The organism is Kitasatospora sp. NPDC088351, from assembly GCF_040685575.1.
Classification (GTDB): Bacteria; Actinomycetota; Actinomycetes; order Streptomycetales; family Streptomycetaceae; genus Kitasatospora.
In genome coordinates, this window is record NZ_JBFBIL010000004.1 from 172916 (window position 1) to 199099 (window position 26184).

The following is a 26184-nucleotide window of genomic DNA, read 5'->3' on the forward strand; positions in this document are numbered from 1 at the left end:
CGCCGGAGGGCAATCCCCTCCCAGGCCTTCCCGCCACACGGCGACATGTGCCATTTTACATGTCACACATCAATTGGTCGCACCCCCCAACTCGCGACCACAACGGCCCCGGAGGCCCCCACAGATGCGCCCCTTCCGGATATGTACGGCCCAGGCGGGCCGAGTGCTGGCGCTGGCCGTCGCACTCTTCCTCGCCCTCGGCCTCTTCGCCCCGCGGAGCCAGGCCGCCCCCGTCCCGACCGCCGGCCCCGGCAGCACCACCGGCACCACCGGCACGAGCGGCGCCGACCGCCCGGCCGCCCCGCGCGCGATCCCGGTCCCCAAGTCCCCCGACGCGAAGCCGGACGGACGGCCGCTCGCCTCGGCCGACGCCGACAGGCCCGCCGCCCCGCAGCCGGCCACCACCCCGGCCGCCAAGGCCGCCAGGAACCTCGCGGCCTCCCCCTCCGCGACCGCCGCGGCCTGCGACGTCTCCGCCTTCACCGGCAAGTCCGGCAGCGCGCTGGTCCAGCAGGTCAAGGCCGCCGGACTGGACTGCGTCAACACGCTGTTCAACCTCACCGGCGACGACGCCAAGAACGCCTTCCGCGAGGCCCAGATGGTCTCCGTCGCCGACGCCCTGCGCGACACCGCCACCGGCTACCCCGGCGACAACTCCACCTCCGCCGGGCAGTTGGTGCTCTTCCTGCGCGCCGGCTACTACGTGCAGTGGTACCACGGCGACGTCGTCGGCCCGTACGGCACCGCGCTCCAGACCTCCATCCGCGGCGCGCTGGACGCCTTCTTCGCCGCCCCGCACAGCAAGGACGTCAGCCAGGCCAACGGTGCCACGCTGGCCGAGGCCGTCACCCTGATCGACAGCGCCCAGGAGAACGCCCGCTACACCGGCGTCGTCAAGCGCCTGCTGACCGACTACACCGGCTCCTGGACCGGCGCGATGTACGACGCCGTCGCCAACACCAAGACCGTCATCGAACGCGGCGTCGAGCTGCCCGAGTTCACCGCCGCCCTGCAGGCCGACCCGGGCTTCGCCACCACGATGGCCTCCTTCGTCACCCGCAACAGCTCGATGCTCACCGGCAGCGACCTCGCCACCGACATCGGCATCCAGGTCGGCAACCTGCTCAACTCCGCCCCGCTCAAGCCCCAGGCCCGGCCGCTGGTCAAGGACCTGATCAACCGCTACCCGCTGGTCGGCGCCACCGGCCCGCTCACCATGAACCTGGTCTGGTACGCCGAGAAGCGCGACACCGGCAGCTGCTCCTACTACGGCATCTGCGACCTGCCCACCCGGCTCGTCCCGCTGGTGCTGACCGTCGACCACACCTGCAACCCCAACCTGCGCATCCGCGCGCAGCAGATGACCCCGGCCCAGCTCGCCGACACCTGCACCAGCCTGATCAACCAGGACGCGTTCTTCCACAAGGTGGTCAAGGACAAGGGCCCGGTCGCCAACGACGTCAACACCAGCCTTGAGGTCGTCGTCTTCCACGACTACTACGAGTACACCCTCTACGCCTGGAACATGTACAACATCGCCGTCGACAACGGCGGCATGTACGAGGAGGGCGACCCGGCCAAGGCCGGCAACCAGGCCCGCTTCATCGCCCACGAGGCCGACTGGCTGCGCCCCGACTTCCAGATCTGGAACCTCAACCACGAGTACACCCACTACCTCGACGGCCGCTACGACATGTACGGCGACTTCGAGGCCGGCATGGTGACCCCGACCATCTGGTGGGTCGAGGGGCTCGCCGAGTACGTCTCGTACAGCTACCGCAACGAGCACTACGACAAGGCGGTCGCCGAGGCCGGCAAGGGCACCTACAAGCTGAGCCAGCTCTTCGACACCACCTACGACAACGCCGACTCCACCCGGATCTACCAGTGGGGCTACCTGGCGGTGCGCTACATGCTCCAGTCGCACCCGCAGGACGTGGACGCGGTGCTCGCCAAGTACCGGGCCGGCGACTGGGCCGGTGCCCGCACGCTGCTCACCAGCACCATCGGCACCCGGTACGACGCCGACTTCGCCACCTGGCTGACCGCCTGCGCGGCCGACAAGTGCGGCACCGTGCCGCCCGTCCAGGCCCCGCTCTGCACCATCGCCGACCCCCGCCAGTTCGACCAGAACTGCCGCCGGGACGGCGTCGCGGCCACCACCGGCAACTACAGCTACATGTTCCTGAACCTGCCGGCCGGGGTGAAGGAGCTGACCATCACCAGCAGCGGCGGCACCGGCAACGCCGACCTCTACTACAACGGCGGCAGCTGGGCCACCACCGGCTCCTACCTGAAGAAGTCCGCCAACCCCGGCAACGGCGAGAGCCTCACCATCGCCAACCCGCCGTCCGGCTGGGTGTACTTCAGCCTCTACGCCCAGCAGGGCTTCAGCGGGGCGACCGTCACCACGCAGTACAAGACCAGCTGACATGACGTCATAGTGGTTGGATGGCCCTGCGGTTACCGCAGGGCCATCCTCGGCGTTCGGCTCCCGCCGACCACTCGACGAGCGGCGGGCCTCAGATACGCCTCAACGGACCGGCGGGTGGAGGGCGAGCACGGCGGGGACGGTGTCCGGGGCGGCGAGGCGGAGCAGGCCGTGGCCGATGCCGGCCAGGCCGACCAGCAGGGACGGGCTGTGGACGCCGTGCGGGAGGCCGCAGACCCAGCCGCGCCGGTCGAGGGCGTCCAGGGTGGCGCCGGCCTGCCGCAGGCCGGCCGCGCGCCAGTGGCCGCCGGCCAGCAGCAGGGGTTCCAGGTTGCCGAAATCGCCGTGGCAGAGGGAGAAGTTGAGGCCGAAACCGTGTCGGACCACGGTGTCCAGGGCGGTGTCGCGCTCCTTGCGGAGCACCTCGCCCTCGCCGTCCGGCAGACCGGTGAGCAGCCCGGCCAGCTCGACCCGGGCCAGGGCGATGCCGGCCGCGCCATGGCACCAGAGAACGGGGTGGGACGGCGCTTCCGGCGTGCCGTCCTCCCGTACGTCACGCCAGTTGGCGGCGGCCGGGTCGAACAGCGTGCGCTCGTACTCCAGGGCGCCGAGGGCGAGTTCGGGCAGCCGGGCGTCACCGAGCAGGTGTCCGGCCCGGGCCAGCGCCCAGGCGATGCCGGAGCCGCCGTGGGCGAACCCGGCGAGCGGGCGGTCCACGGCGTCGGCCAGGGTGGCGGGCAGCCAGCCGGTCCCGCCTTCGGGGTGCGGCCGGGCCTGCACGACCAGCCGCTCCGCGCAGCGGGCCAGTGCGTCGGTCACCGCCGGGCCGGGGCGCACCGCGCCCCAGGCGGCGAGGCCGCCGATGGTGCCCGCGCTGCCCGCGATCAGGTCGTAGCAGGTGTCCTCGCCCGCGGTGGCGGCGGCCCGGGCGACCAACAGCTCGCCGAGGGCGTCGAGTTCGGCGTCGGGGTGGTCGGCGGCGAGCTGGGCCAGGGTGTAGAGCAGGCCGCCGGTGCCGGCCAGGCCGCCGCCGAGCCGGTCGGCCCGTCGCCGGATCTGCTGGCGGAGCGTCGTCCCGGCCGCGCGGGCGGCGGCCCGGTGCGCCGGATCGCCTCCGGCCAGGGCGAGTTGGTGGAGGAAGAGCGCGACGCCGGCCGTTCCGCTGTAGAGGTCCGGGCCGAGTTCGGCCGGGGCCCAGCGGCCGGGCGGGGCCCAGTTCGGACCGGCCCAGGCGAGGTCCGCGCGCCCCCGGTACGCCTCGCGCAGCAGCTGCTCACCGGCCTCGACCGCCTTGGCCAGGGCGCGGGTTCGCAGCCGGTCGAGCGCTGCGGGGTCCTGTGGTGCGGCGTTCTGTGGTGCGGTGTGCCGGGGCGCGGCATGCCGCGGTGCGGCGGCCGGGCGGCGCGGTTCGCGGGCTCCGTCGGCCGTGGTCACGGAGAGCCGCAGCAGCTGCACCTGGCGCGCGAGGTCCTCGGGGCCGAGCCGGTCCACCTTGGCGAGGGCCAGCTCCAGTGCGGGCCGGGCCGCGACCCCGGGGATGACGGCCCCGCTCGCGGCGCGGGCGTCCACGCCGTCCGGGCGGATGGTGAAGACCGGCACGTCGCCACGCCAGAGGTCGGCGCGCTCGTGCTCGACGAAGGCGAGCGCGTGGCCCTCCCAGGCGGCGAGTGCCCAGAGCCGGTCGAAGTGACGGTCCTGGTCCAGCGCGTCGCGCAGCAGGTCGGGGTGGCAGCCGGTGGTCAGCAGGCTGCGGTACTCCAGGGTGTCGCGGCGCAGCAGCCGGGTCTCGTCCGCCGCGAAGGCCCGCAGCAGCCCACGGACCGGCTCCTTCTCCCCCGCCAGCACCTGGTACGCCTCGGTGAAGCCGGCCTCCAGCTCGGCGGCGAAGTCGGCGGGCCGCAGCGGCTGCCCGGGCGGGACCGGGCGGCTGCCGGCCGCCTCGACGGGCATCCGCCGGTATTCGAGGCGCAGTTCGTCGGTGCCCTCGCCGGCCAGGACGGGCACCGCGCGCGGCGGCAGCGTGTCCGGGTCCCAGCCGAGCGCCGAGAGGTCGGTGCCGCCGTTGCCGTTCTCGTCCCACATCCGTTCGGGCAGCAGGCCGGAGCGGAGCACCGAGTGCAGGGCGTCGTGGCGGGCGAGGCGTTCGGACTCGGAGAGGTCCTTGGTGGGCTCGTGCAGGTCGGGGTGGAGCAGTGCCTCCAGGTCGATCAGTACCGGCTGGTCGCGGACGGCGAGCAGGTTCTGGGCGTGGCAGTCCACCGCGTCGAGGAGGTGGAGCAGCGCGGCGAGGACGCCGGCCCGGTGGTAGAAGGCGCTCAACTCTGCCTGGTCGCGGGCTGGTTCGGCGGTGACGTGGGCCGTCCAGCCGTAGCCGTCTCCGGCCAGGTAGGCCAGGTCGAGGAGGGGCAGCCGAAGGCGCGGGTTGATCCACCGCAGCAGTTGCTGGAAGTGCAGTTCGGCGCCGAGCGGGCGTGGTTTGTAGATGATCCGGGTGGTGTGCCCCTCGTGCTCGAACCGCAGCCCGCAGACGGTGGCGCCGCCCCGGTGGGGGTCGCCGAGGCCGGTGGTGAGTTCGGTGAGCCGGCCGAGCGGGCGGCCGTCGGCGAAGGTGCAGGAGATCGCGGGGAGGTCGGCGGCGAGGCGGCGGAACAGGGCGAGGCCGGTCTCCGTCCACTGCTCGGCGGCCACGGTGAGGCGGCGGGCCAGGACGGGGTATTCGGCGAGGAGCAGGAGCGCCTGCTCGGGCGCGGTGATCCGGTCCAGGAAGCCGCGGTACCGCGCTTCGGGGGTGTCACCGGTCAGCCCGCCGGCGATCCGGGCGACGTGGAGTTCGGTGATCACGGTGCGGACGGCCGTCGTGTGGGCGGAGGCCGTGAGTGCGGGCGTCACCAGCGCGGTGAGCCTCTCGGGGGCGCCGAGCGCGGCCGTTTCGGGGGACTCGGCGGCGAGGGCGGCGATGCCCGCGCACAGGCGATCGCGGGCGGCGGCCAGCAGGGGTCCGGCGAGCGCGGCGAAGGCGTGGTCTTCGGGGATCTCCAGCGGCTCGGGGGCCGGGGACGCCTCGAAGGCGGCGGCGAGGTGTTCGACCCACGGCTCGGGGTCGGCTTCTGGGCCCGCCCCGGAGTCCGCCGTGGGGCCCGCCCCGGTCCGGCCGAGGCGGGCGGCCAGGGCTTCGGGGGTCTCGGCGAGCAGGGCGCGCAGCGCGTCGGCGTCGAGCCCGTCGGCGGCGAGCCGGCGCTCGAACCAGCCGTCCCGGTCGAACGGCGGCTGGGCCCGCCAGCGGTCGAGGATCCGCGCGGCCCGCTCCACCCGCCCGCCCGCGTCCTCGGGCTCCGGCCCGGACGCGGCACCGCTCCCCGCCCGGCCACGCCGGGCCAGCGGTACGGCTAGGGCCGCAGCCCGTCGGAGTTCGGACGCGTCGACCACGGGCTGGGCCGCCTCTCTGTTCGGTTCTGCTCGGTTCTGCTCGGTCGGAGTCGGGTCGGGGGCCCCTCGGCAGCGGGCGGGGCGCCCCCGGCGCAGGCACCGGGGACGCCTCGTGAGCCGGTGGCTCAGAAGCTACAGATGCGCGCACAACTGGAGGGCGAGCCGCAGGTGCTGGACTGCACCGCCGCGGTGACGTACACCTCGCCCGCCGGGTCGCCGGCCGGGTGGGCCTGGTGGCCCTGGCCGAGGGTCAGTCGGAAGTCCTCGTCCTTGAGCGCGCGAACCTGCTCCGCCGTGGGCTGCATGATGCCTCCTACAGGAGTTCGAGTCCGGTACGGACTCGCTGAGCTCCGGATCCTCCCAGCGCCCCACCCGTCACACCAGGTCTCAGGAATTCACCCGTTCGAGTTCCGGCCAGGATCGCCGAACCGTTCCGTCCCCGCCCCGGCCCCGTCTTCCGCCCGCCGACGGCGCACCTTCGCTGGCCCGGCCCTGCCGGAGTCGCCATGCACCTGACCGAATTCCGAACGATGACGAGCGGTTGAACCGGGCATGACGTTTGAACCCGCGCGCCCTGGGGAGATCGGCGCTCTTCCTGTGGCACCGCCTTCCTGTGGCACCGCTCGGCGGCTCCGGTCACGATGGAGGTCCGTGGAAGACCCTGCGCCGACCCGATCGGAGCACGATGACCGACCTGCACAACGTCGTCCTTCTCACCTTCCGGGACAGCGCCGCGTGCCACCCGGCCTTCGAGGAGGCCCAGCAGCTGCCCGGGCTCCGTCAGGCCGCGGTGCTGGAGCGCAGCGCCGACGGCCTGCTGGAGCCCAGGGACGGCTTCACCCGCGGGGCGGGCGTGGCGACCGTGGGCTCCGGACTGGTCGGCGGCCTGGTCGGGATGCTGGGCGGCCCGATCGGCGCGCTGCTGGGGTTCGCCGCCGGCGCCGCGCTCGGCAACGCCGCCGAGGAGGGCCGCGCCACGACCACCGGCGCCGGCCTGATCATGCTCTCCCCCCGCGTCCCGGCCGGCGCGGCGCTGCTGGTCCTGGAACTCAGGGAGGCGTCCCCGGCTCCGGCCGACGAACTCGCCGCCCGGTACGGGGCCACGGTCGAGCGGATCGGCGCGGACGCGTTCGACGAGCAGGTCCGTGCGGCCGAACGGCGGGCCGAGGAGGACGGGGAGGACCGGGACACCGGGGAGGACCGGGAGGACGCGGGGGCATCGGAGGCACCAGGCACGCCCGGCGAACCGGGTGCCGCCGACCGCTGAGTAGCCGAACCACCACGGGCGCCCGCCGCCCGGACCAGGGCGGGGCGGACCGGACCCGTCAGTGCAGCCCGTAGGCGTCCGCCAGCAGTTCCAGCTGGGCGCGCGCCTTCGACGAGCAGTTCATGGCCGAGTACGCGGAGATGTTCTACCAGCACACCGAGGCCCAGATACTGGACTCGACCGCGTTCGAGCAGGCCTTCGGCGTCCGGCCCACCCCGCTCGGGCGCAGCCTCGACGACACCCTCGCCTGGTACCGCGCCTGGCCGGCGGCGGCTCCGGCCGCCGCCGGCTGAAGCGGGCCGGCGCACCACGCACGGCACTCGCCGCACCTGGTGCCCGGCCCCGGCCCGGCCCCGGGCTCAGCCCAGCGGGAGGGACTTGAACGCGCGGGCCTGCTCGGTGATGGCGCGTTCGGTGGGGAGGCGCTCCATGGAGGAGGCCCCGAAGAAGCCGGCGATCCCCGAGGTGTGCTCCAGGACGTAGCGGGCGTCCTCGGGTTCGGCGATCGGCCCGCCGTGGCAGAGCACGATGATGTCCGGGTTGACCCGCTTCGCGGCGTCGTGCATCTCCTGCACCGCGGCGGCGGCCTGGTCGAGGGTGAGCGCGGTGGCCGCACCGATGGAGCCCTTGGTGGTGAGCCCGACGTGCGGCACGAGGACGTCCGCACCGGCCCGGGCCATCTCGGCGGCCTGCTCCGGGTCGAACACGTACGGGGCGGTGAGCAGGTCACGCTCGTGGGCCTGGCGGATCATGTCGATCTCCAGGCCGAAGCCCATCCCGGTCTCCTCCAGGTTCTCCCGGAACTTGCCGTCGAACAGCCCGACCGTGGGGAAGTTCTGCACGCCGGTGAAGCCGACGGCCTTCAGCTGGTCGAGGAAGTTGCCCATGATCCGGAAGGGGTCGGTCCCGCACACCCCGGCGAGCACCGGCACCTCCCGGACCACCGGCAGCACCTCCCCCGCCATCTCCAGCACGATGGCGTTGGCGTCGCCGTACGGCAGCAGGCCCGCCAGCGAACCGCGGCCGGCCATCCGGTAGCGGCCGGAGTTGTAGATGATCAGCAGGTCGACGCCGCCGGCCTCCGCGCACTTGGCGGAGAGGCCGGTACCGGCGCCGGCCCCGATGACGGGCCGTCCGGCGGTGACCTGCGCGGTCAGTCGGGCCAGGGCTTCGGTGCGGTTCACGGGTGGGGCTCCTCTTCGGTCGGGTGGATCCGGGCTGCGCGGAACGGGCCGGGCCCAGTGGTTTCGACGGTTCGGCGGTTCGACGGCTCAGGCGTCGGCGCGACGGCGTTTCGGGCCGGCGCGCGCTTCAGGCCGGCGCACCTCAAGCCGGCGCGCGCCTCAAGCCGGGCCACGGCTCAGGCCAGGGCGGGCGAACGGCCCTGTGCACGGTCCTGAGCGGTGATCAGCCGGTGCAGATGGTCAGCGGCCGCAACGGCGAAGGCCGGGTCGTTCACATGCGCGTCCACCTCCCGCAGCTCGACGGCGCCGCCCGCCAGCGCGGTACGCAGCGACGCGAGCCCGGCCCGGTCGGCGTCCGGGTCGTGGAACGGCCCGCCGGGCGCGTCCACCGCGGACACCCCGCCGAGCGGCCAGAGAACCGCCGCCGGGCCGCGGGCGGCGGCCAGCTTCTGCCCGATGGTGGTGCCGAGCACCGCCATCTCCTCGGCCGTGGTGCGCATCAGCGTCACGGTGGGGTTGTGGACGAGCAGGTGCCGCTCGGCGAAACGCTCCGGAACGCTCTCCCGGGGGCCGAAGTTGACCATGTCCAGCGCCCCCGGCGCGACCACCTGCGGAACGCCCGCCCGCCCGGCGGCGGTGAGCCGGTCGGGCCCGGCGCTCAGCACGCCGCCGACCAGTTCGTCCGCGAGTTCGGTGGTGGTGAGGTCCAGGACTCCGGCCAGGAAGCCGCCGGCGGCGAGCTTCTCCAGTGCCCGCCCACCGGCCCCGGTGGCGTGGAACACCAGGACCTCGTAACCGAGTTCGTCCAGCCGCGCGCGGGCGGCGTCGACCGCGGGCGTGGTCACCCCGAACATGCTGGCGCCGACCAGCCGGCGCCCCTGCGACTGTGGGCCGGCAAGGCCCCGCTCGTGGTGGGCGGCCATGCCCGCGACCGCCGCCACCGCGTTCCCGAGGATCAGGGAAGAGACCGAGTTGATGCCCGCGACGTCCACCACGCTGTACATCATGGTGATGTCACTGCTGCCCACGTAGGGCGCGACGTCCCCGCCCGCCATGGTGGAGACCAGCAGCTTGGGCACACCGACGGGCAGTGCCCGCATCGCCCGGGCCGCGATGAACGAGCCCCCGCTGCCGGCCACCGCCAGCACCGCGTGCAGCCGGCCCTCCCGGTGCAGGTCGCCGACGACCCGCTCGACGCCCTCGGCCATCGCCGCCACCGCCGCACCGCGGTCCCCGCCGGCGCGCAGCGCCGCCAGGTCGTGCCCGGCCGCCCGGGCGACGGCCTCTGCGCCGATGTCACCGGCGGGCGTACCGGCCGGCGGCGGCAGCACACCGGCGTCGACGACCACCACCTCGCAGCCGGCCTCGCGCAACCGCCCGGCGAGCCACGCGTACTCCGCGCCCTTGGTGTCCAGTGTCCCGACCAGCACGACGGTCGCCATGTCCCTGCTCCTTTGAACGGACGATGCCCCGATCATCGGGCCGGGCCCGGAGGGCGGCAAAGACCACTTGGGGCCAAGTGGCCTGCGCCGTCGGACGGTGTCCGGCCCGGCCCCGCAGCGCCCGGCCCGGCCCGGCTCCGCCGCAGCTGCGGGGCATGATGGGTGGCATGGACCGGATTCCCCCCACCCGCCTGTCGCGCCTGCTCACCGGCTGGGCCGGCGGCGGTTCGGACGCGCTGCCGCGACTGCTGGCGGACGCCCTGCGCGAGCTGGCCGAGCGCGGCGACGTCGGGCCCGGCACCGTACTGCCCTCCCAGCGCGCCCTCGCCACCGCGCTGGGCGTCAGCCGCTCCACGGTCACCGCCGCGTACGGACTGCTGGAGGCCGAGGGGCGGCTGGAGAGCCGGCACGGCAGCGGCTCCCGGCTGCGCGCCTCCGGGGCGGTCGGCGAGCCCGCCAGCGAGGGGCGGCTCGCCAGCTTCGGCAGCCGGGACGGCACCCTCGACCTCTCCAGCGGCGCGCTGGACGGCCTGCCCGCCGTCGCGGACGCCCTGGACGCGCTGTCCGGCCGCGACCTCACCGCCGCGCTCGCCGACGACGGCTACCTCCCCTACGGGCTGCCGCAGTTGCGCGAACAGCTCGCCGAGTACCACCGCGCGGCCGGCCTGCCGACCTCACCGGAGCAGATCCTGGTCACCGCCGGATCCCAGCAGGCCCTCTGGCTGATCACCCAGGGGCTGGTCGAGCCCGGCGACACCGTGGTCGTCGAGGACCCGACCTACCGCGGCGCCCTCGAAGCGCTGCGCGCCCGGGGCGCCCGCCTGGTCCCGCTGCCCCCGCACGGCGCGCCCGGCCCGCAGGGCGACGGCCCCGCCGCCCTGGCCCGGCTGGCCGGCCACATCCGCCCGCGCCTGGTCTACCTGCAGCCGTCCGTCCACAACCCCACCGGCCTCGGCATGAGCGCGCGGACCCGCCGGGCCTGGGCCGCCGTCCTCGCCGAACACGGCCTCTACACCGTCGAGGACAACGCCTACGCGGAGCTGTCCCTGCGCGACGACAGCGCACCGGTCCCGCTCGCCGCCCAGTTGCCGACCGCCGCCACCGCGACCATCGGCACCCTCTCGAAGCTGTTCTGGGGCGGCCTCCGGCTCGGCTGGATCCGCGCCTCCACCACCGTCATCCACCGCCTGGCCGAGATCCGGAAGTCCGTCGACCTCTCCTGCCCGGTGGTGGAGCAGTTGCTCGCCGTCCGGCTGCTCCAAGGGCTGCCCGAGGCCCGCGCCCGGCGCCGCGCCCAACTGCGCGAACGCCTCGCCGCGACCGAGCGGCTGCTCACCGCCGAGGCACCGCACTGGCGCTGGGAACACCCCGCCGGGGGCTCCGCCCTCTGGGTCGAACTCCCCGGAGCCGACGCCGAGGCCACCGCCCAACTCGCCCGCCGCGCAGGCGTCCTGATCGTCCCCGGCCCCGCCTTCTCGGCCGTCGACGGATTCCGCCACCACCTCCGGCTCCCCTTCGCCGACCAGCACGGCAACCTGGCCGCCGCCCTCCCCGTCCTCCTCCGCAGCGCGGAGCGCTCCGGCTCCGCGCGCTGACCCGCCGACGCCGACCCGCCACGCCCTGGCCGCCCGGGCGGCCGGGCAGCCGGGCAGCCGGGCAGCCGGGCAGCCGGTCAGCCGGTCAGCCGGTCAGCCGGTCAGCGTCGGCGCGGATCGGCCCCCGCCCCGCTCACCGGGCCCGGGACCTCCGGTGCGGCGGCCCAGGAGAGGAGCAGCCGCAGAGCGTCGTCGGACGGGGTTCCCGGCTCGGCGGCGTAGGTGATCAGGGCCTGGTCCGGGTCGTCGGCCGGGCGCAGCGTGTCGTAGACCAGGTCCAGCTCGCCGACCAGCGGGTGCCGGAAGCGCTTGCGGCCCGAGGTCTTGTCCTGCACCGGATGCTCCGCCCACCAGCGGCGGAAGTCCGCGCTGCGCATGGACAGTTCGCCGATCAGCTCGGCCAGCCGGGGGTCGTCGGGGCGGCGGCCGGCCTCCAGGTGGAGGAAGGCGACGTTCTCGCGGGCGCAGGCCGTCCAGTCCGCGTACAGCTCCCGCGAGGCCGGGTCCAGGAAGGTGATCCGGGGGATGTTCCGCTCGGCCGGGGCGAGCGCGCCGTAGTCCCCGAACAGGGAGACGGCGGCCTGGTTCCAGGCCAGGACGTCCATCCGGCGGCCCATCACCATGGCCGGCACGTCGGACAGCTCGGCCAGCAGCCGCGCCAGCATCGGCCGGACCCGCTGCGGGGCGGACGGCGTACGGCCCGCCCGGCGGGCGGGCCGGGGGCGGGCGAGCCGGTGCAGATGGCGGGCCTCGTCCGGTTCGAGGAGCAGCGCGCGGGCCAGCGCGTCGAGCACGGCGTCCGACGGGTTGCCCACCCGGCCCTGTTCCAGCCGGGTGTAGTAGTCGACGCTCACCCCGGCGAGCTGGGCGAGCTCCTCCCGGCGCAGTCCGGCCACCCGGCGGCGGCCGCCGAAGTCCGGCAGGGCGACGTCCTCGGGCCGGAGCCGGGCGCGGCGCGTCCGGAGGAACTCGCTCAGGCTGATCGCGGTACTCATACGACGATTGTCCCCGCCGGCCGCCGGTGCAGCCTGGCCCTGTCAGGACCAGGCTGCACCCCACGGCCCCGGCGGTCGGGCCGGTCGCCGGTCAGGCTGCCGGGACGGCCGTCACCAGGCCACCGTCCACCACGAAGTCCTGGGCGGTGATGTACGAGGAGCGCGGGGAGAGCAGGAACTCGGACGCACTCAGCTGATGCCGTCAACAACGGGCTCCAGGGCGACCTCGAACGAGAAGGTCATCTCCAGGACCTCGTGAAACGCCGCCACCACGCTCCACCCCGCCTCCGACAGCGCGGCGGCGGCATCGACACAGGCCTGCTGTACGTCGGGAAGCCACCGCCAGTCCCCGTAGTACTCCAGCCCCAGGCCGTACTCGTCGCAAACGAGCGGCACAGGAACGCCGTCGACGACCTCGACGGACAACCACTCCCCCGCCAGCCAGTTGGTGATCCACTCACGGATCTTCCCGGCTTCGGCATCGCCCCGCGCGGCAGACGACGGGGCATCCACCAGAAAGGCGGCGAGGCTGGTGCGGCCATCGGCACCGGACGGGGTGTACCCGGAGAGCCCCGGCAGGGACAGCCATGGCAGTTCCCGCGCGACGAGGGTCCTGGCCGCCGCCAGTTGCTCAGGGGCCATCCTCAGGACCGCTTCCGACAGCAGACTCCGCGCCACCGGCCGCAGTGGGCCGGTCAGGTGCGCCCACAGGGCGACAGTACGGAAGGCGAAGATCGTGTGGACGCCCCGCCCGACGAGTGCGATCCTGGCGGCGTTCTCCAGGTAGAGCCGAGCCTGCTCGCTGCGGGCCGCGGCCTTCGCCAGGCTGCGCGACACGTTCCTGAAGGAGGACGTGAAGCCGGCTGGGCCGCCGATGAGTTCGGCTGCGTGTTGCGCCAGCAGATTGTGGTGACGGGGGTGCTGGCGGGAAAGGTCCTCGTCGAGGAGGTCCAGTGCGAGGCAGGCTCCCGGACGCAGGGCCATGGTCACCTGGTCGCGCGCGTCCAGCTCACGCAGGGCGGTGATGAGGTCGGCACGCAGATGCTGCCGGTGGGTGAAGAGACCCGCTACGGCCAACAGCCAAGCGTCGCGCCAGGTTTGGTCCGTGGCGAGATCGCCGAGACGTGGGACGATCTCCGCGTCCGGACCGAAGAGGAGCGCGCGGGCAGCACAGTACTCCTGAAGGCTCGTGACCTCGAAGCCGACGACACCGGGCTGGGGGGCGACCAGCAGGACGAGCCGATCGGTGGCCGCCTCGATCAGCTCCGTCGCCAGCGACCGCGACCGGTCGGGATCGCAGGTCTCCTCCAGGAGTCGCTGCCGAACACGGACTTGCAGCTCCGCCTCCGGCAGCGTCAGCGACTCCCCGGGCTCCGTGACCGCCACCCTTGACCGCAGGACCAGACCGACGTGTTGGTGCAGCCAATCCACATGAAGTCTGTTCTCGGCGAGCAATCGACCGGTCGGCCCGGGTTTCCCGGCCTCCCGGTCGTAGATGGTCTGGTAGTAGGCGTCGAAGAGCTCGTAGCGGTTCTGGGGCATCCTGGCGCGTTTCTCGACCAGCAAGGACATGATCGTCACCTGGAGCGGCGACCGCATGAGCCGCACGGTGTCCTGATCACTCGCGGCTGACTCGATGCGCTTCACCACAGTGTCGTACATGTCGGGATCATCGTGGTGACGCACCCGGGCGAGTCCACCCGCGTAGTGCAGCGACTCCTCTCTCGTGAGTTCCCGTAGTTCAAGGGTCTCGAAGTCGCCCTGGTGGAACTCACCGTTGTACCCCTGCGGCCGCGTGGTTCCCACCACCAGGAGGTCCGCGTCCAAGGAGCAGGCCATGACGAGGAATTCGAGGACGCGGTCCATAACGGTCTCGCGCGTCCGCCGCGGCGCCACCTCGTCGAGACCGTCGAGAACCAGGATCCAGGGCGCGGCGCGCAGCGAACGAACGAGTACCGCCTCCGTAACATCCGGTGAGTGCTGCTTCAACTGCCGTACCAGGAACTCCAGCAGACCGAGACGCGCATCGCGCAGCAGGGCCTCCGCGTAGTCGCGCAGAGCGATCCGCAACGGCCAGCGGCGGGTACGCGGCACGGGGAGGCCGATCCGTGCGAGGTCCTGGCGCAGGGACTGCAGCACTTCGCAGGCCGGCGCCGGCAGCAGGTCGTCGTCCCCGTCCAGGAGCGCGACCCGATAGGCCTGGCAGATCAACTGGCCCAGCGTGCTCTTGCCCTGGCCGGGGCCGCCGACCAGCAGGACATGCCGCGCCTCCCCGGTGGTCCGCACGGAGGGCCGCAGGGGCGCGTCGCCCCGCCCGATCACATGCCCGGCGGCCAGGACGGTCCGGTCGCCGTCGACGATGCCCACCCGGTCTGCCCGCAGATCGACCGCCACCGGGCCCAGGCCGATCTTGCCCCGGTCGGGCCCGGCTCCGGCCTGCCCCAGCTGGACCCATCGGTCGGCCACCAGTCCCGCAGCCACCTGAGTCCTCATCAGCTCAGTCAACTCTGATTCTCTGTCGACTTTCTGTCGATCCATCAGATGGTGGGCGAGGACATCACCCGGGACGACGAATCCGCCCAAGCTCTGGCGGATTCCGGGATACATGTCGAGGAAACGGCAGATCTCGTCGTGGTGCCAGACCGCCCAGCCGGTCAGCCGGATGCCCCTCCGCGCGGCCTCCGTTCCGACGAAGCGGTCGATGCGGTCGATGCCGCCGCTGCCGGGCACCCCCGAGAGGAGGACGTTCGTGGCGAACAGGAGGTACTCCGGGAGCGCGCCCCGTGCGGACCCGGGCGCCGTCCAGTCGCGGAGCTCCTTGCGGATCTCGCCCTCCAGCCACGCCGCGTCCGAGGGCCTGCCGCCCGAACGCCCGCGGTACTTGGCCTGCACGACCCCGTAACCGTCCCAGGCGCCGCCGTGGGACGTGTACGCCACCGGGCCATGGAACGCGGCGTCCCGGCCGCCGTCCTTCCCGTCGCCGAACACCCTGACCCCGGGCCCGAGCACCTGCTTCGCGAGCGCCTGGACGAGGTGCTCGAACTCCCGGTGGCCCAGGCGGCCGAGATCGTGGTCCATCGCGCCATCGTTCCGGATCACCCGGCCGGATTCCACCGGTTCAAGGGAAGTCGGTTGCGGTGTGGGTGGATCGGTCCACGGTGGCCGGCCGCGGACGCCGGGTAGGAGTGCCGGCCGCCGCCCCGGCGCGGCGGCCCGGGCTCACCGACGGGCTCCCGAACGAATCGTGCCGGGCGGAAATGGACGGGCCGCCCGTGTGGTTGGGCCTGAGGCGAGACCGGATCACACCCATCTCCCGGAGGACGTCCCATGAAGATCGGCATCATCGGCGCGGGCAACATCGGTGGCAACCTCACCCGGCGGCTGAGCGCCCTCGGGCACGAGGTCTCGGTGGCCAACTCGCGCGGGCCGCAGACCCTGGCCGCGCTCGTCGAGGAGACCGGCGCGACGGCGGTCACCGCGGCCGAGGCGGCGCGCGGCGCCCAGGTCGTGGTGGTCACCGTGCCCCTGAAGAACGTGCCCGACCTGCCGTCCGGGCTGTTCGACGAGGCCGCGGAGCACGTCGCCGTGATCGACACCGGCAACTACTACCCGCAGCAGCGCGACGGCCGGATCGCCGCCATCGAGGAGGGCCTGACCGAGAGCCGCTGGACGGAGCGGCAGATCGGCCACGCCGTCGTCAAGGCCTTCAACGGCACCTACGCCCAGGACATCCTCGACCGGCCCCGCCCCCAGGGCGACCCGGAGCGCATCGCGCTGCCGGTGGCCGGCGACGACGAGGCCGCCAAGCGGGTGGTCCGCGCGCTGATCGACGAGCTCGGCTTCGACACCGTGGACGCGGGCGGCATCGACGAGTCCTGGCGCCAGCAGCCCGACACGCCCGTCTACGGCCTGCGTGCCGACGTCGGGGGCGTCACCAAGGCCCTGGCCGAGGCGTCCCCGGAGCGGCCGGCGGCGTTCCGGGGGTAGCCCGGCGGGAGCGACGGATCCGGCCGGGCCCGCGCGCCGGTCAGCGGCCGACCTCACGGGCCCGGAAGTCCTCCACCGTCTCCCGGCGGATGAGCAGCCTGGCCCGGCCGTCACGGACGGCGGCCACGGCCGGGCGGCCGACCAGGTTGTAGCCGGAGGCCATGGAGAGCTGGTAGGCGCCGGCGGCCGGGACGGCCAGCAGGTCGCCGGCCCGCAGGTCGGCGGGGAGCCCGGCGTCGCGGACCAGTACGTCACCGGCCTCGCAGTGCCGGCCGACCACGTCCATCCGGGTCGGCTCGGCGGCGGAGCGGCGCCCGACCAGCCGGACGGTGTACGGCGCGCCGTACAGGGCGGGCCGCGGATTGTCGCTCATCCCGCCGTCGACGGCGGCGAAGTACCGGCCGTCGGCGGTGTGCTTCACCGAGAGCACCCGGTAGACGGCGACCGCCGCCGGGCCGGCGACGGCCCGGCCCGGCTCGACCACCAGGCGCGGCACGGCGAGACCGGCCCGGGCGCAGCGGGCGGAGAGCCGGTCGGTCACCCGGGCCGCGAAGTCCGCCAGGTCGAGTTCGCGGTCCTCCGGCAGGTAACGGATGCCGTGGCCGCCGCCGAGGTCCAGCTCGGGCAGCTCGACACCGTGCCGCTCACGGACCTCGGCCAGCAGCCGCACCAGGGCGTCCACGGCGGTGAGGTACGGCTCGACCTCGGTGATCTGGGAGCCCAGGTGACAGTGGAGGCCGGCGAGTTCGAGCCCGGGCTGGGCCAGCACGCGGGCGATCGCGTCGGCCGCGTCGCCGCCGTCGACCGGGAAGCCGAACTTCTGGCCGCCGACGCCCGTACGGACCGCCGCGTGGTGCCCGGCCGCGATGCCCGGCACGACCCGGACCAGCACCCGCTGGGGCGTGTCCCCGGCGACCAGGGCCGCCAGCCGCGCGATCTCCGCCGGGCCGTCGATGACGATCCGGCCGACCCGCATCCGGCGGGCCAGCCGCAGCTCCTCCGGGGACTTGGCGTTGCCGTGCAGCACGATCCGCTGCGCCGGGAACCCGGCCGCGGTGGCCAGCCACAGTTCACCCGACGAGCAGACGTCCAGGCCGAGGCCCTCCTCGGCCACCCAGTCGGCCATCGCGCTGCAGAGGAACGCCTTGGCGGCGTAGAGCACGTCGGCGTGCGGCAGGGCCCGCCGGTAGGCCCGGGCGCGGGCCCGCACCTCGCCCTCGTCCAGCACGTACAGCGGGGTGCCGAAGCGTTCGGCGGCCTCCGCGAGGCCGACGCCGCCGACCAGCACTTCCCCGTCGGAGCCGTCCCGTGCCGAGGCCGGCCAGGGGCCGCCGAGCAGACCGGTGGAGCCGCCGGGGAGGCCGGGGCCGTCCGGTCGGGAGGCGACGGGTACGGGAGCGGGTACGGGTACCAGGGCGGAGGCGGCGGTCGGGGTCGAAGCCGGGGTCGAAACAGTGGCCGAGACGGTGGTCGGGCGGGCGGAAAGCTGCGGCATGGCGGGTGCTCCTGCTGGGAACGGAAGGGGCGGTCGCGGAACCGGACGGCACCGGCCGCCCCACGCGGCGGGGACGGGAAGGACGCGGTCAGTCCTCGTACCGCATCGCGATCCGGCAGTGTGCCGCCCTGGTCCGGCGCCGGTCGGCCTCGGACCAGGCCGGGGCCGGGCTCGGTTCGGCCGGCTCGTCCGGCTCCTCCGACCGCCCGGCGAAGGCGGCCACCGGCATCCGGCGGCGCGGCGGGACGGTCTCCCGCACGGTCCGGAGCTGCGGCTTCTCGACGGCGACGACGACCTGGGTGTCACTCATGGCGAACGGTTCCTTCCACGGGGGCGCGGACCCGGTCCCGGACCCGCGGTTCCAGTGGAGACCCTGCGCACACCAACCGCACCCGGCCTTGACGCGTGACCTACGCGCCGGCGGCCGTCCTTGACGGATTCCTGACACGGCGGCGGCTTTCCCGGCCCGGACCGGCCCGAGCGGGTGGTGCGCGATGCTCTCCGGTGTCAGCGCCCCGTCAGGGCCCGGTCCGTGGGGATCAAGAACGTGTCAGGGCCTGGCGCGGCCCCCGACCGGGCGGGCATACGGTCGTCGTGCGATCCACGGTGGCGGGCGGAGCCCGCCCGCCGCGGCCCGCCCGCAGTATCTCGCCCAGACCGCCCCTTCCGACCGGAGGCCGCCATGTACCGCCAGCTCCCCGACGATCCCGAACCCTCCCGACCCGGCCCGGCCGGACGGCTCCTGGTCCCCGTCCGGCCGGGTCGGCTCGGCCACACCGCCCGGCTCTTCCGCACGCCGCTCGGTGATCGCACCGCCGTCGCCTTCACCACCGAGCAACGGCTCACCGCCGTCCTCGGTCCCGACCAGCCCTGGATCGCGCTCGCCGAGCCCGCCCTGCGCGCCCTCGCCGAACCGCTGGGCGTCACCATCCTGACCGTCGACCCCCAACTGGCCGCCGCCGCCCCGAAGCCGGTGCCGCTGCCGTACGCCGCGCCCGTCGCCGACGAGCGCCCCACGCCCTCCACGCCCGCACCGGCCGCCACGCGCCGCGCCGCCCACCCGGTCTGAGTCCACCCGGCGCGGTCCCCGGGGAGCCGCCCGGCCCGGAGCCCGTCCACCGGGGTGCCCTCAAGGACGGCGCCGGTCCTGCCGCCACTCGGCATCAAGGCCATCGACCTGCCGGCCCGGTTCGTACCCGGGCCGGACACGCCGGGCCCGCGTCCACGCCAAAGCCCCTGTCAACGGCCCGTCAAGAACCCGGTGCCCGGCGTCATGGTGCCGTCAGCGGCGGCGTCCGCGCGCCCGGCCCCGGGTTCACTGGAGTCACCGGAAGCACCGGACATACCGGACCATCGAGACGGAGGCGAGCGGCCATGGCCGACCCCACCCGAGTGATCGTCGGACTGAACGGGTCGCTGAGCAGCCTCGCGGCCCTGTACCGCGCGGTCGGCGAGGCGGCCAGGCGCGGGGCCGACCTCGTCCCGGTCGCCGCCTGGACGCCGGCCGACGGCGGCGGTCTGCGGCCGCTCTCCGAGCTGGAACACGCGGCCCGCAGGCGCCTGGACACCGCCTTCGAGCAGACCTTCGGCGGCTACCCGGCCGACCTGGTGATCCGCCCGCTGGTGGTCCGGGGCGACGCGGGCCCGGCCCTGGTGGCGGCCGTCACCGGCCCGGACGACCTGCTCGTGGTAGGCACCGGCGGCCACGGCCGGCTCGACCGTCTGCTGCACGGCTCGGTCACCCGCCACTGCCGCGGCCACGCGGCCTGCCGGGTCGTCGCGGTCCCACCGTCGGAGCTGCTGGAGCGGCTGGAGTTCACCGCCCGCAGCGGCGCCCCGCTCCCCCTCGCCGCCGGCCACCGGCCGGCCAGGACCGCCGCGCCCGCCGCCACCACCGGCTGAGTGCCGGGCCCGCCGGCCCGGGGCGGGCCGGGCTCACCGGCCGGCGCCGACCGGTTCGGGCCGCCCGTCGCCCAGCATGACCACGGCGTCGGCGTGCCGCCGGACGAGGGGCAGGTCGTGGCTGATCAGGGCGAGGGTGAGGCCGCGGTCGGCACGCAGGCGGCCGAGGAGGGCCATGATGCCCTCCGCGGTGGCCTCGTCGAGGGCGGAGGTGACCTCGTCGCAGAGCAGGACGTCGGGCTCGGCGGCGAGGGCACGGGCGATCGCGACGCGCTGGCGCTGGCCGCCGGAGAGCTCGTGCGGGTGACGGGCGGCCAGCTCGGCGGGGAGGTCGACGGCGGCGAGGAGTTCGGCGACCCGGTCCGCGCACTGCTCGTGCGGGGTGGCGTGGTGCAGGCGCAGCGGGCGGGTGAGGGTGGCGCCGACGGTGCGGGCCGGGTTGAGGGCGCCGAGCGGGTTCTGCGGCACCAGCTGGATCCGGCGGCGCTGGTCGCGGGTGCGGGTGTGGTGGGAGCCGGACAGCGGGGCACGGTCGAGGGTGAGGGTGCCCGCGGTGGGCGGGTGCAGGCCGGCGAGGACGCGGACCAGGGTGGTCTTCCCGGCGCCGGAGGGCCCGGTGATGCCGGTGCAGGTACCCGGCGCGAGGTGGAGGTCGAGGCCGGCCAGGATCCGGCGGCGCCCGCGGCCGTCGCCGACATGGGCGTCGATCCGGTGGGCGCCGAGACCACGGTCCGGGCCGGCACCGTTCGAACCCGCGCCGACCGGAACCGCGCCGACCGGAACCGCGGCCCCAGGGCCAGGCTTGACGGTCCCGCCGACGGCCGACAGCACGGAGGCCGCGCCCACGGGGGCCCGGCCCGCCGGACGGAGGACGAGGACCTCGTCGGCGCAGCGGGCCACGAAGGCGGCGTCGTGGCTGGAGAGGGCGACCGCGATGCCGTGGCGGCGGGCGAGTTCGCGCAGCAGGTCGGCGATCTCGTCGCGCAGGGCCGGGTCGAGGCCCGCGGTGGGCTCGTCCAGGAGCAGGAGTTCGGGTCGGCGGGCGAGCGCGCGGGCGAGGGCGACGCGGCGCTGCTGTCCGCCGGAGAGGGCGGTGGGGCGGCGGCGTTCGAGCTGCTGGTCGGTGGGCAGCCGGACCTGGGTGAGCAGTTCGCGCAGCGCCTCGGCGCTGCGGTCGACGGCGGTCTCGGTGATCAGACGGGCCACGCGCATCCGGGGGTTGAGCCCGGAGCCCGGGTCCTGCCCGAGGTAGGCGAGGCGGTGGCGGCGCAGCCGGCGCAACTCCTCGGCCGGGAGGGCGAGGATGTCGTGGCCGAGGACGGTGAGCGTGCCGCCGGGCGGGGCGGCGCCGGGTGGCAGAGCGCCGGCCAGGGCCCGGAGCAGGGTGGTCTTGCCGGCGCCGGAGGGCCCGGTGACGGCGTGGACGCGGCCGGGGCCGAGGGTGAGGCTGGTGGGGGCGAGCAGCGGGGTGCCGTCGTCGAGGGCGATGGACAGTGCGGCGACCCGGGCGGTGACCCGGTCCGTGGGGTCGGTCGCGGTCACAGGGCGGTCTCCGGGGTGGTCCGGGCGGGGGCGAGGGCGTCGGCCGCGAGGTTGACGCTGACGGCGAGCAGGCCGATGGCGAGGCAGGGGGCGCCGACGGCCCAGGGGTTGAGCATGATGCCGGGGGCGTTCTCACGGATCATCAGCGCCCAGTCGGCTTCGGGTGGCTGGGGGCCGAGCTGGAGGAAGGCGGCGACCGAGACCACGTAGACGCCCTCGACGAAGCGCAGGCCGAACAGGGCGAGGACGGTCGCGCGCAGGTTGGGCAGCACCTCGCGGACCATCAGGTACCAGAGGCGTTCGCCCCCGACGGCGGCCGCCTCGACATAGCCGCTGGCGGCGACGGGCGCGGCCGCGGCGGCCACCACCCGCACCGCGTAGGGGATGCCGAGGACGGTGGCCGCGGCGGCGACGGGAAGGCGCCCGCCGGCCGGCCAGGCGAGGCCGATGAGCATGATGCCGAGGACGGCGGGCAGCAGGATGGCGAGGTCGGCGGCGCGCTCCACCCACCGGCCGAGCCGGGGGCGCAGGACGGCCAGGATGCCGATCACCGTGGCGGCGCCGGTGACCAGGACGGCGACGGCGAGCGCGGTGGCGATCAGCGGCGCGCCGCCGTGCAGCAGCCGGCTGAGGACGTCCCGGCCGAGCTGGTCGCCGCCGAGCGCGGCGGCGCCGTCGGGGGCGGCGTAGGGGGCGGTCACCGGCTCGTCGACGCGGTGCGGGGCCCACAGCGGGCCGGTGAGCGCCAGGGCGGTCAGCAGCAGGGCGGGCAGCGCCCTGACCAGGGCGTGCGAGCGCCGGCCGCGGCGCTTCGGGGCCGGCGGGGCCCCGGGGGCCCGCACGGTCTTCGGGGCCCGACGGATCCGACGGGGCCGGAGGGGTGACGAGGTCTCGACGGTCATGGGCGCTCTCGCAGGACGCGCTCGCGGACGAGGTCGGCGAGCAGCAGCAGGATGCTGATGGCGGCTCCGGTCGCCGCGACGACTCCGGCGACGAGGGGGGTGTCACGGTCGGCGATGGCACCGGACAGGACGGCGCCGATGCCGGGGTAGTTGAAGAGCGTCTCGACGACGACCGCGCCGCCGAGCAGCATCCCGGCGGAGGTCGCGGTGCTCACCGCGATGGCGGGCAGGGCGCCGGGCAGCATGTGGTGGGTGAGGATCCGGTGGCGCGGCAGGCCGTCGAGGACGGCCGCCCGGACGTGGGGCAGGGCGGCCTGGTCGGCGAGGGCGCCCCGGACGATCCTGGTGTTCCAGCCGATCTGCGGGACGGCCAGGGCCAGCGCGGGCAGCAGCAGCATGTCCCAGGAGGCGGGTGTGCCGTCGGCGCCGGTGAGGGTGACGGCGGGCAGCCAGCCCGTCCAGAGCGAGAAGACCAGCAGCAGGGCGACGGAGAGGACGAACTCGGGCAGCGCGAAGGCGGCCGTCGAGAGGACGGCGATGGTCCGGTCGGTCCGGCCGCCGGGGCGCAGGGCGGCCCAGCTGCCGAGGGCGAGGGCGCCGAGGATGCTGGCGGTCAGGGCGAGGGTGCCGAGCAGCAGGGTGTTGGGGAACGGGCCGGCCAGGACGGAGGTGACGGGCTGTCCGTGGGCGGTGGTGCCGAGGTCGCCGGCGGGCAGGCCGGTCATCCAGTCCCAGAACCGTTCGACGACCGGCCGGTCGAGGCCCAGGGCGGCGCGGCGGGCGGCCATGTCGGCGGCGGTCTCACCGCGTTCGGAGGTGGCGTTGGCCGCGTCCCCCGGCAGGAGTTCGATCGCGGCGAAGACCGCGGCGAGCAGCACCGTGAGCATGGCGAGCCGCCGGGCGGCGAGCCAGGCGGCCCGGCCCAGCCCGGGCAGCGGCCCGGCGGCCCGGGGCGGTGCCGGGGGCGCGGCGGCGCCCCCGGCGGTCGGGGCCGGGGTCAACGGGCCAGCCAGGTCTTCTCGAGCTGGACGCGTCCGTAGCCGGGGAGCCTGGGCAGGTCGCGCACGGCGGAGCCGGCCAGGTCGATGCCGTCCGCCATGCCCCAGAGCAGGTAGCCGGACCTGGCGTACTCGATCTCCTGGAGCTGGTGCAGCAGCGTGGTCCGGGCGGCCTCGTCGGCGGTGGCCATGGCGGTGCGGTAGGCCTCGTCGAAGGAGGGCTCCTGCCAGCCGGCCTCGTTCTGGCCGGCGTCGGAGAGCATCGTCTTCGAGGCGAAGAAGACGACCGAGTCGTTGGTGCCCCAGTAGCTCGTGTAGAGGGGGGCCTTGAGCCAGGTGGCGTCCCAGAAGACCTTGGAGTCCTGCTTGACCACGTTGATCCTCACCCCGGCCTCGCGGACCTGGGTGGCGAAGAGCGTCGCGGACTCGGCGAGGCCGGCGATGTCCTCGGTGGTGATGAGGTCGTACGTCCTGGCGGTGTCGAAGCCGGCCTCGGCGAGCAGCTGCCTGGCCCGGTCGAGGTCCCGCTTGCGCTGGGGGATGTCCTTGGCGTAGGCCGGGTCGCCGGTGCCCAGGATGTCGTTGCCGACGGTGCCGTAGCCGGAGAGCACCTGCTTGACCATGGCGTCGCGGTCCACCGAGAGCCGCAGGGCCTCGCGGACCTTCGCGTCGGCGAACGGCCCGTCGGCGGCGCGCATCACGATGGGCATCGCCATGTCGTTGGGCCGGCGCAGGATCTGGATGTCCTTGCGGGTCTCGGCGGTGCGGGCCGCGACGGCGCCGACGTTGGACGCGACGTCGATCTGGCCGGCGAGCAGGGCGTTGGCCATCGCCTGCGGGCTCTCGAAGATCCGTACCTCGACGGCGTCGAGCAGGACCTTGCCGCCGTACCAGTTGTCGTTGCGCACCAGGCGGGCGTTGCCGTCGCGGTACCAGTCGAGGGTGAACGGTCCGGTGCCGGGGGCGCCGGCGAGCGCGTCGTCCTTGGTGTCCTTCTTCAGGACGAAGGTGGTCAGCCGGGTGAGCAGCGGCAGGTCGGCGTTGGCGTAGTCGGAGACCAGGACGACGGTCCGGGCGTCCTCGGCCTGGATGCCCTCGGGCTGGATGCCGGGCAGGCGGCTCTTGCCGGAGGGGGTGGCGCGCAGGCGCCTGAGCGACCAGACGACGTCCTCGGCGGTGACCGGGGTGCCGTCGTGGAACGTGGCGCCGTCGGCGAGGGTGAAGCGCCAGGTCCTGAGGTCCTCGGACGGCTTCCAGGAGGCGGCCAGCCGGGCGGCGGTGTTGGTCTTGTCGCCGGGGACGGTCAGGGTGTCATAGAGCAGACTGATGATCAGGTAGTCGCTCTCGTTGGCCTGGGTGCCGTGCGGGTCGCGGGTGATCGCGGAGGCACGGCCGAGCGCACCGACCTTCAGGGTGCCGCCGGTGCGGGGCTGCTCGTTCGCGGAGCCGGACGCCACACCCGCCGCGGACCCGGACCCGCCCTTGCTGCCGGCGCAGGCGGCGAGCGCCCCGGCCGCGCCGATACCGGCGGTGGCCCACAGCAGCTCTCGTCTGGTGACGCTCACGTCGTTGTTCCTCGTTTCCGGGTCAAGCAGGATTTTCTTAGGGTTGCCTATCCTAAAAACTGCCCATCACGCAACCCGGCATCGAACAATTGACGCAAGGGCAACCCCCGCGCCGACGGCAGGTCAACTCACCCCACCGCGCGAAGCCGCAGCACCCAAGGGGCCCTTCGTACACCCCCTCGCCCGATCAGGCCCTGCGGAACTGCGCCAGAGTTTCAAGTAAGGATTGCCTTACCTAAGATCGGTTGCTACGTTTCGGTCGTCGCCCGGCCGCCGGCGCCGCGCCGGGCCGAGTCCCCGGCTCCCGCCGCCCCCGGGCCGCACCGAGCCGTACCCGAGCCACGCTCCCCGCCCTGCCCGAGCCATGCCCCGCGCCGTACCCGAGCCGGCCCCGCCCCGCCGCCTGCCCGCGCCATGGAAGGTGCCCCCGTGTCCACCACCCCCGCCCCGGTACGCCCACTCGACGCCGCCCACGTCGACGAACTCACCGCCGCCGCGGCCGAACTGCTGACCCGCCACGGCTCCGCCACCAGCCCCGGCCTGCTCGCCGCACTCCCCACGGCCGGCGCCCGGCTCGGCGCCGGACTCCGCCACGCGCTGCGCCCGGTGGACACCGACGACGGCCTCTTCGTCCTGCGCGGTCTACGGGTCGACGACGACCGGCTGGGCCCGACGCCCGGTCACTGGTCCACCGTCGGCGGCGCCGGCGCGGTCTGGGACGTCGTCCTGCTGCTCGTCTCCACGCTGATGGGCACCCCGATCGCCTGGGACGGCCAGCAGGACGGCCGGTTCGTGCACGACATCCTCCCCTCGCCCGGGCACGAGGACGAGCAGACCGGCGCCTCCAGCAGCGTCCTGCTCACCCCGCACACCGAGGACGCCTTCCACCCCGGCCGCGCCCACCTGCTGCTGCTGTGCTGCCTGCGCAACCACGACCGCGTCGCCACCACCGCGGCCAGCGTCCGCCGGACCGCACTCGCCGAGGCGGACCTCGACCGGCTGAAGCGGCCCGTGGCGCCGATCCTGCCCGACGACGCCTACACCGGGGCCCAGCGGTTCGCCGGCCGCCCCGCGCCGGTGCCCACCCTCTTCGACTCCCCCGAGGGCCTGACCCTGCGCTTCGACCCCGCCTACACCCCGCTCGACACCGCCGACCGGCCCTGGCGGGCCGCGTACGGGCGGCTGGCGGAGGAACTGGCCCGGGTCTCGGTCGCGGTGCGCCTCGAACCCGGTGACGTGCTGGTCGTCGACAACGACATCGTCGTCCACGGCAGGGTCCCCTTCCGGGCCCGCTACGACGGCACCGACCGGTGGCTCAAGCGCGCCTCGGTCCGGGTCGAGGGCCGCCCCACCCGGCCGCTCGCCGAGCACGACGAACACGGCTACGGCCAGGCCGCCGTCACCGCCTGGGCCGTCTGAACCCTCCGCCCCGCCTCCGCCATCGAAGGGACCC

At 74.7% G+C, this 26184-nt stretch carries 19 protein-coding genes and 1 pseudogene; 8 read left to right on the forward strand and 12 right to left on the reverse strand.

Annotated features, from left to right (window positions below):
* The first annotated feature begins 124 nt into the window (after positions 1 to 124).
* Positions 125 to 2431: a M9 family metallopeptidase gene (locus AB0P06_RS04875; RefSeq protein ID WP_363605105.1), complete on the forward strand. Its 2307-nt coding sequence runs from the start codon at positions 125 to 127 to the stop codon at positions 2429 to 2431.
* A gap of 102 nt (positions 2432 to 2533) precedes the next feature.
* Here the strand turns inward: AB0P06_RS04875 and AB0P06_RS04880 are convergent, their stop codons facing one another.
* Positions 2534 to 5857, reverse strand: coding sequence for a type 2 lanthipeptide synthetase LanM family protein (locus tag AB0P06_RS04880; protein ID WP_363605106.1), 3324 nt, complete (start codon positions 5855 to 5857; stop codon positions 2534 to 2536).
* A gap of 125 nt (positions 5858 to 5982) precedes the next feature.
* Positions 5983 to 6162 carry a hypothetical protein gene (locus tag AB0P06_RS04885; protein ID WP_363605107.1) on the reverse strand — a complete coding sequence of 60 codons (180 nt, stop codon included), beginning with the start codon at positions 6160 to 6162 and terminating at the stop codon, positions 5983 to 5985.
* A 380-nt stretch (positions 6163 to 6542) separates the two neighbouring features.
* On the opposite strand from AB0P06_RS04885, the gene AB0P06_RS04890 reads away from it, so the two are divergent.
* Both AB0P06_RS04890 and AB0P06_RS04895 read left to right on the forward strand, forming a co-directional pair.
* Positions 6543 to 7124 carry a histidine kinase gene (locus AB0P06_RS04890; protein ID WP_363605109.1) on the forward strand — a complete coding sequence of 194 codons (582 nt, stop codon included), beginning with the start codon at positions 6543 to 6545 and terminating at the stop codon, positions 7122 to 7124.
* A 107-nt stretch (positions 7125 to 7231) separates the two neighbouring features.
* Positions 7232 to 7417, forward strand: a pseudogene (locus AB0P06_RS04895) (epimerase); the annotation flags it as partial.
* Between the two features lie 66 nt (positions 7418 to 7483).
* On the opposite strand, the gene AB0P06_RS04900 reads toward AB0P06_RS04895, so the two are convergent.
* On the reverse strand, positions 7484 to 8308 hold the full coding sequence (locus AB0P06_RS04900; protein ID WP_363605110.1) for a phosphoenolpyruvate hydrolase family protein: 825 nt from the start codon (positions 8306 to 8308) through the stop codon (positions 7484 to 7486).
* A gap of 176 nt (positions 8309 to 8484) precedes the next feature.
* Positions 8485 to 9750, reverse strand: coding sequence for a Tm-1-like ATP-binding domain-containing protein (locus AB0P06_RS04905; RefSeq protein ID WP_363605111.1), 1266 nt, complete (start codon positions 9748 to 9750; stop codon positions 8485 to 8487).
* A 167-nt stretch (positions 9751 to 9917) separates the two neighbouring features.
* Between AB0P06_RS04905 and AB0P06_RS04910 the strand changes: the two genes are divergently transcribed.
* On the forward strand, positions 9918 to 11345 hold the full coding sequence (locus AB0P06_RS04910; RefSeq protein WP_363605112.1) for a PLP-dependent aminotransferase family protein: 1428 nt from the start codon (positions 9918 to 9920) through the stop codon (positions 11343 to 11345).
* A 101-nt stretch (positions 11346 to 11446) separates the two neighbouring features.
* Here the strand turns inward: AB0P06_RS04910 and AB0P06_RS04915 are convergent, their stop codons facing one another.
* Positions 11447 to 12340, reverse strand: coding sequence for a helix-turn-helix transcriptional regulator (locus tag AB0P06_RS04915; RefSeq protein ID WP_363605113.1), 894 nt, complete (start codon positions 12338 to 12340; stop codon positions 11447 to 11449).
* A 189-nt stretch (positions 12341 to 12529) separates the two neighbouring features.
* Positions 12530 to 15418 carry a hypothetical protein gene (locus AB0P06_RS04920; RefSeq protein ID WP_363605115.1) on the reverse strand — a complete coding sequence of 963 codons (2889 nt, stop codon included), beginning with the start codon at positions 15416 to 15418 and terminating at the stop codon, positions 12530 to 12532.
* A 249-nt stretch (positions 15419 to 15667) separates the two neighbouring features.
* Here AB0P06_RS04920 and AB0P06_RS04925 point away from each other — a divergent pair, with 249 nt between their 5' ends.
* Positions 15668 to 16327 carry an NAD(P)-binding domain-containing protein gene (locus AB0P06_RS04925; RefSeq protein WP_363605117.1) on the forward strand — a complete coding sequence of 220 codons (660 nt, stop codon included), beginning with the start codon at positions 15668 to 15670 and terminating at the stop codon, positions 16325 to 16327.
* 40 nt (positions 16328 to 16367) lie between these two features.
* Here AB0P06_RS04925 and lysA read toward each other — a convergent pair whose 3' ends face one another.
* Both lysA and AB0P06_RS04935 read right to left on the reverse strand, forming a co-directional pair.
* Positions 16368 to 17822 (reverse strand): diaminopimelate decarboxylase, encoded by a 1455-nt coding sequence (gene lysA, locus AB0P06_RS04930; protein ID WP_363605118.1) that lies wholly within the window; start codon positions 17820 to 17822, stop codon positions 16368 to 16370.
* Between the two features lie 88 nt (positions 17823 to 17910).
* Complete coding sequence (locus tag AB0P06_RS04935; protein WP_363605119.1) at positions 17911 to 18132, reverse strand: hypothetical protein; 222 nt, start codon at positions 18130 to 18132, stop codon at positions 17911 to 17913.
* Positions 18133 to 18504: 372 nt separating this feature from the next.
* Here AB0P06_RS04935 and AB0P06_RS04940 point away from each other — a divergent pair, with 372 nt between their 5' ends.
* The gene (locus AB0P06_RS04940; protein ID WP_363605120.1) at positions 18505 to 18891 is read left to right on the forward strand and encodes an SAV_915 family protein; all 387 of its coding nucleotides are present in this window, start codon (positions 18505 to 18507) and stop codon (positions 18889 to 18891) included.
* Positions 18892 to 19196: 305 nt separating this feature from the next.
* The gene (locus tag AB0P06_RS04945) at positions 19197 to 19724 is read left to right on the forward strand and encodes a universal stress protein (RefSeq protein WP_363605121.1); all 528 of its coding nucleotides are present in this window, start codon (positions 19197 to 19199) and stop codon (positions 19722 to 19724) included.
* Between the two features lie 33 nt (positions 19725 to 19757).
* On the opposite strand, the gene AB0P06_RS04950 is transcribed toward AB0P06_RS04945, so the two are convergent.
* The 4 genes from AB0P06_RS04950 to AB0P06_RS04965 form a co-directional block, all read right to left on the reverse strand.
* Complete coding sequence (locus AB0P06_RS04950) at positions 19758 to 21266, reverse strand: ATP-binding cassette domain-containing protein (RefSeq protein WP_363605122.1); 1509 nt, start codon at positions 21264 to 21266, stop codon at positions 19758 to 19760.
* Entirely contained in the window at positions 21263 to 22168 is a 906-nt protein-coding gene (locus AB0P06_RS04955) for an ABC transporter permease subunit (RefSeq protein WP_363605123.1), read from the reverse strand. Before AB0P06_RS04955 ends, AB0P06_RS04950 begins: the two co-directional genes overlap by 4 nt.
* The gene (locus AB0P06_RS04960) at positions 22165 to 23055 is read right to left on the reverse strand and encodes an ABC transporter permease (protein WP_363605169.1); all 891 of its coding nucleotides are present in this window, start codon (positions 23053 to 23055) and stop codon (positions 22165 to 22167) included. Before AB0P06_RS04960 ends, AB0P06_RS04955 begins: the two co-directional genes overlap by 4 nt.
* Before the next feature lie 110 nt (positions 23056 to 23165).
* Entirely contained in the window at positions 23166 to 24731 is a 1566-nt protein-coding gene (locus AB0P06_RS04965; RefSeq protein ID WP_363605124.1) for an ABC transporter substrate-binding protein, read from the reverse strand.
* A gap of 429 nt (positions 24732 to 25160) precedes the next feature.
* On the opposite strand from AB0P06_RS04965, the gene AB0P06_RS04970 reads away from it, so the two are divergent.
* Positions 25161 to 26150, forward strand: a complete 990-nt coding sequence (locus AB0P06_RS04970) for a TauD/TfdA family dioxygenase (RefSeq protein WP_363605125.1) — start codon at positions 25161 to 25163, stop codon at positions 26148 to 26150.
* The last annotated feature ends 34 nt before the right edge of the window (positions 26151 to 26184 follow it).

Excerpts from the sequence above, each read along its gene's own strand:
- AB0P06_RS04875 (WP_363605105.1), top strand. The coding sequence starts at position 125 with ATGCGCCCCTTCCGGATATGTACGGCCCAGGCGGGCCGAGTGCTGGCG.
- AB0P06_RS04885 (WP_363605107.1), bottom strand. The coding sequence starts at position 6,162 with ATGCAGCCCACGGCGGAGCAGGTTCGCGCGCTCAAGGACGAGGACTTC.
- AB0P06_RS04890 (WP_363605109.1), top strand. The coding sequence starts at position 6,543 with ATGACCGACCTGCACAACGTCGTCCTTCTCACCTTCCGGGACAGCGCC.
- AB0P06_RS04905 (WP_363605111.1), bottom strand. The coding sequence starts at position 9,750 with ATGGCGACCGTCGTGCTGGTCGGGACACTGGACACCAAGGGCGCGGAG.
- AB0P06_RS04910 (WP_363605112.1), top strand. The coding sequence starts at position 9,918 with ATGGACCGGATTCCCCCCACCCGCCTGTCGCGCCTGCTCACCGGCTGG.
- AB0P06_RS04915 (WP_363605113.1), bottom strand. The coding sequence starts at position 12,340 with ATGAGTACCGCGATCAGCCTGAGCGAGTTCCTCCGGACGCGCCGCGCC.
- AB0P06_RS04920 (WP_363605115.1), bottom strand. The coding sequence starts at position 15,418 with ATGGACCACGATCTCGGCCGCCTGGGCCACCGGGAGTTCGAGCACCTC.
- AB0P06_RS04925 (WP_363605117.1), top strand. The coding sequence starts at position 15,668 with ATGAAGATCGGCATCATCGGCGCGGGCAACATCGGTGGCAACCTCACC.
- lysA (WP_363605118.1), bottom strand. The coding sequence starts at position 17,822 with ATGCCGCAGCTTTCCGCCCGCCCGACCACCGTCTCGGCCACTGTTTCG.
- AB0P06_RS04935 (WP_363605119.1), bottom strand. The coding sequence starts at position 18,132 with ATGAGTGACACCCAGGTCGTCGTCGCCGTCGAGAAGCCGCAGCTCCGG.
- AB0P06_RS04940 (WP_363605120.1), top strand. The coding sequence starts at position 18,505 with ATGTACCGCCAGCTCCCCGACGATCCCGAACCCTCCCGACCCGGCCCG.
- AB0P06_RS04945 (WP_363605121.1), top strand. The coding sequence starts at position 19,197 with ATGGCCGACCCCACCCGAGTGATCGTCGGACTGAACGGGTCGCTGAGC.
- AB0P06_RS04955 (WP_363605123.1), bottom strand. The coding sequence starts at position 22,168 with ATGACCGTCGAGACCTCGTCACCCCTCCGGCCCCGTCGGATCCGTCGG.
- AB0P06_RS04960 (WP_363605169.1), bottom strand. The coding sequence starts at position 23,055 with ATGCTCACGGTGCTGCTCGCCGCGGTCTTCGCCGCGATCGAACTCCTG.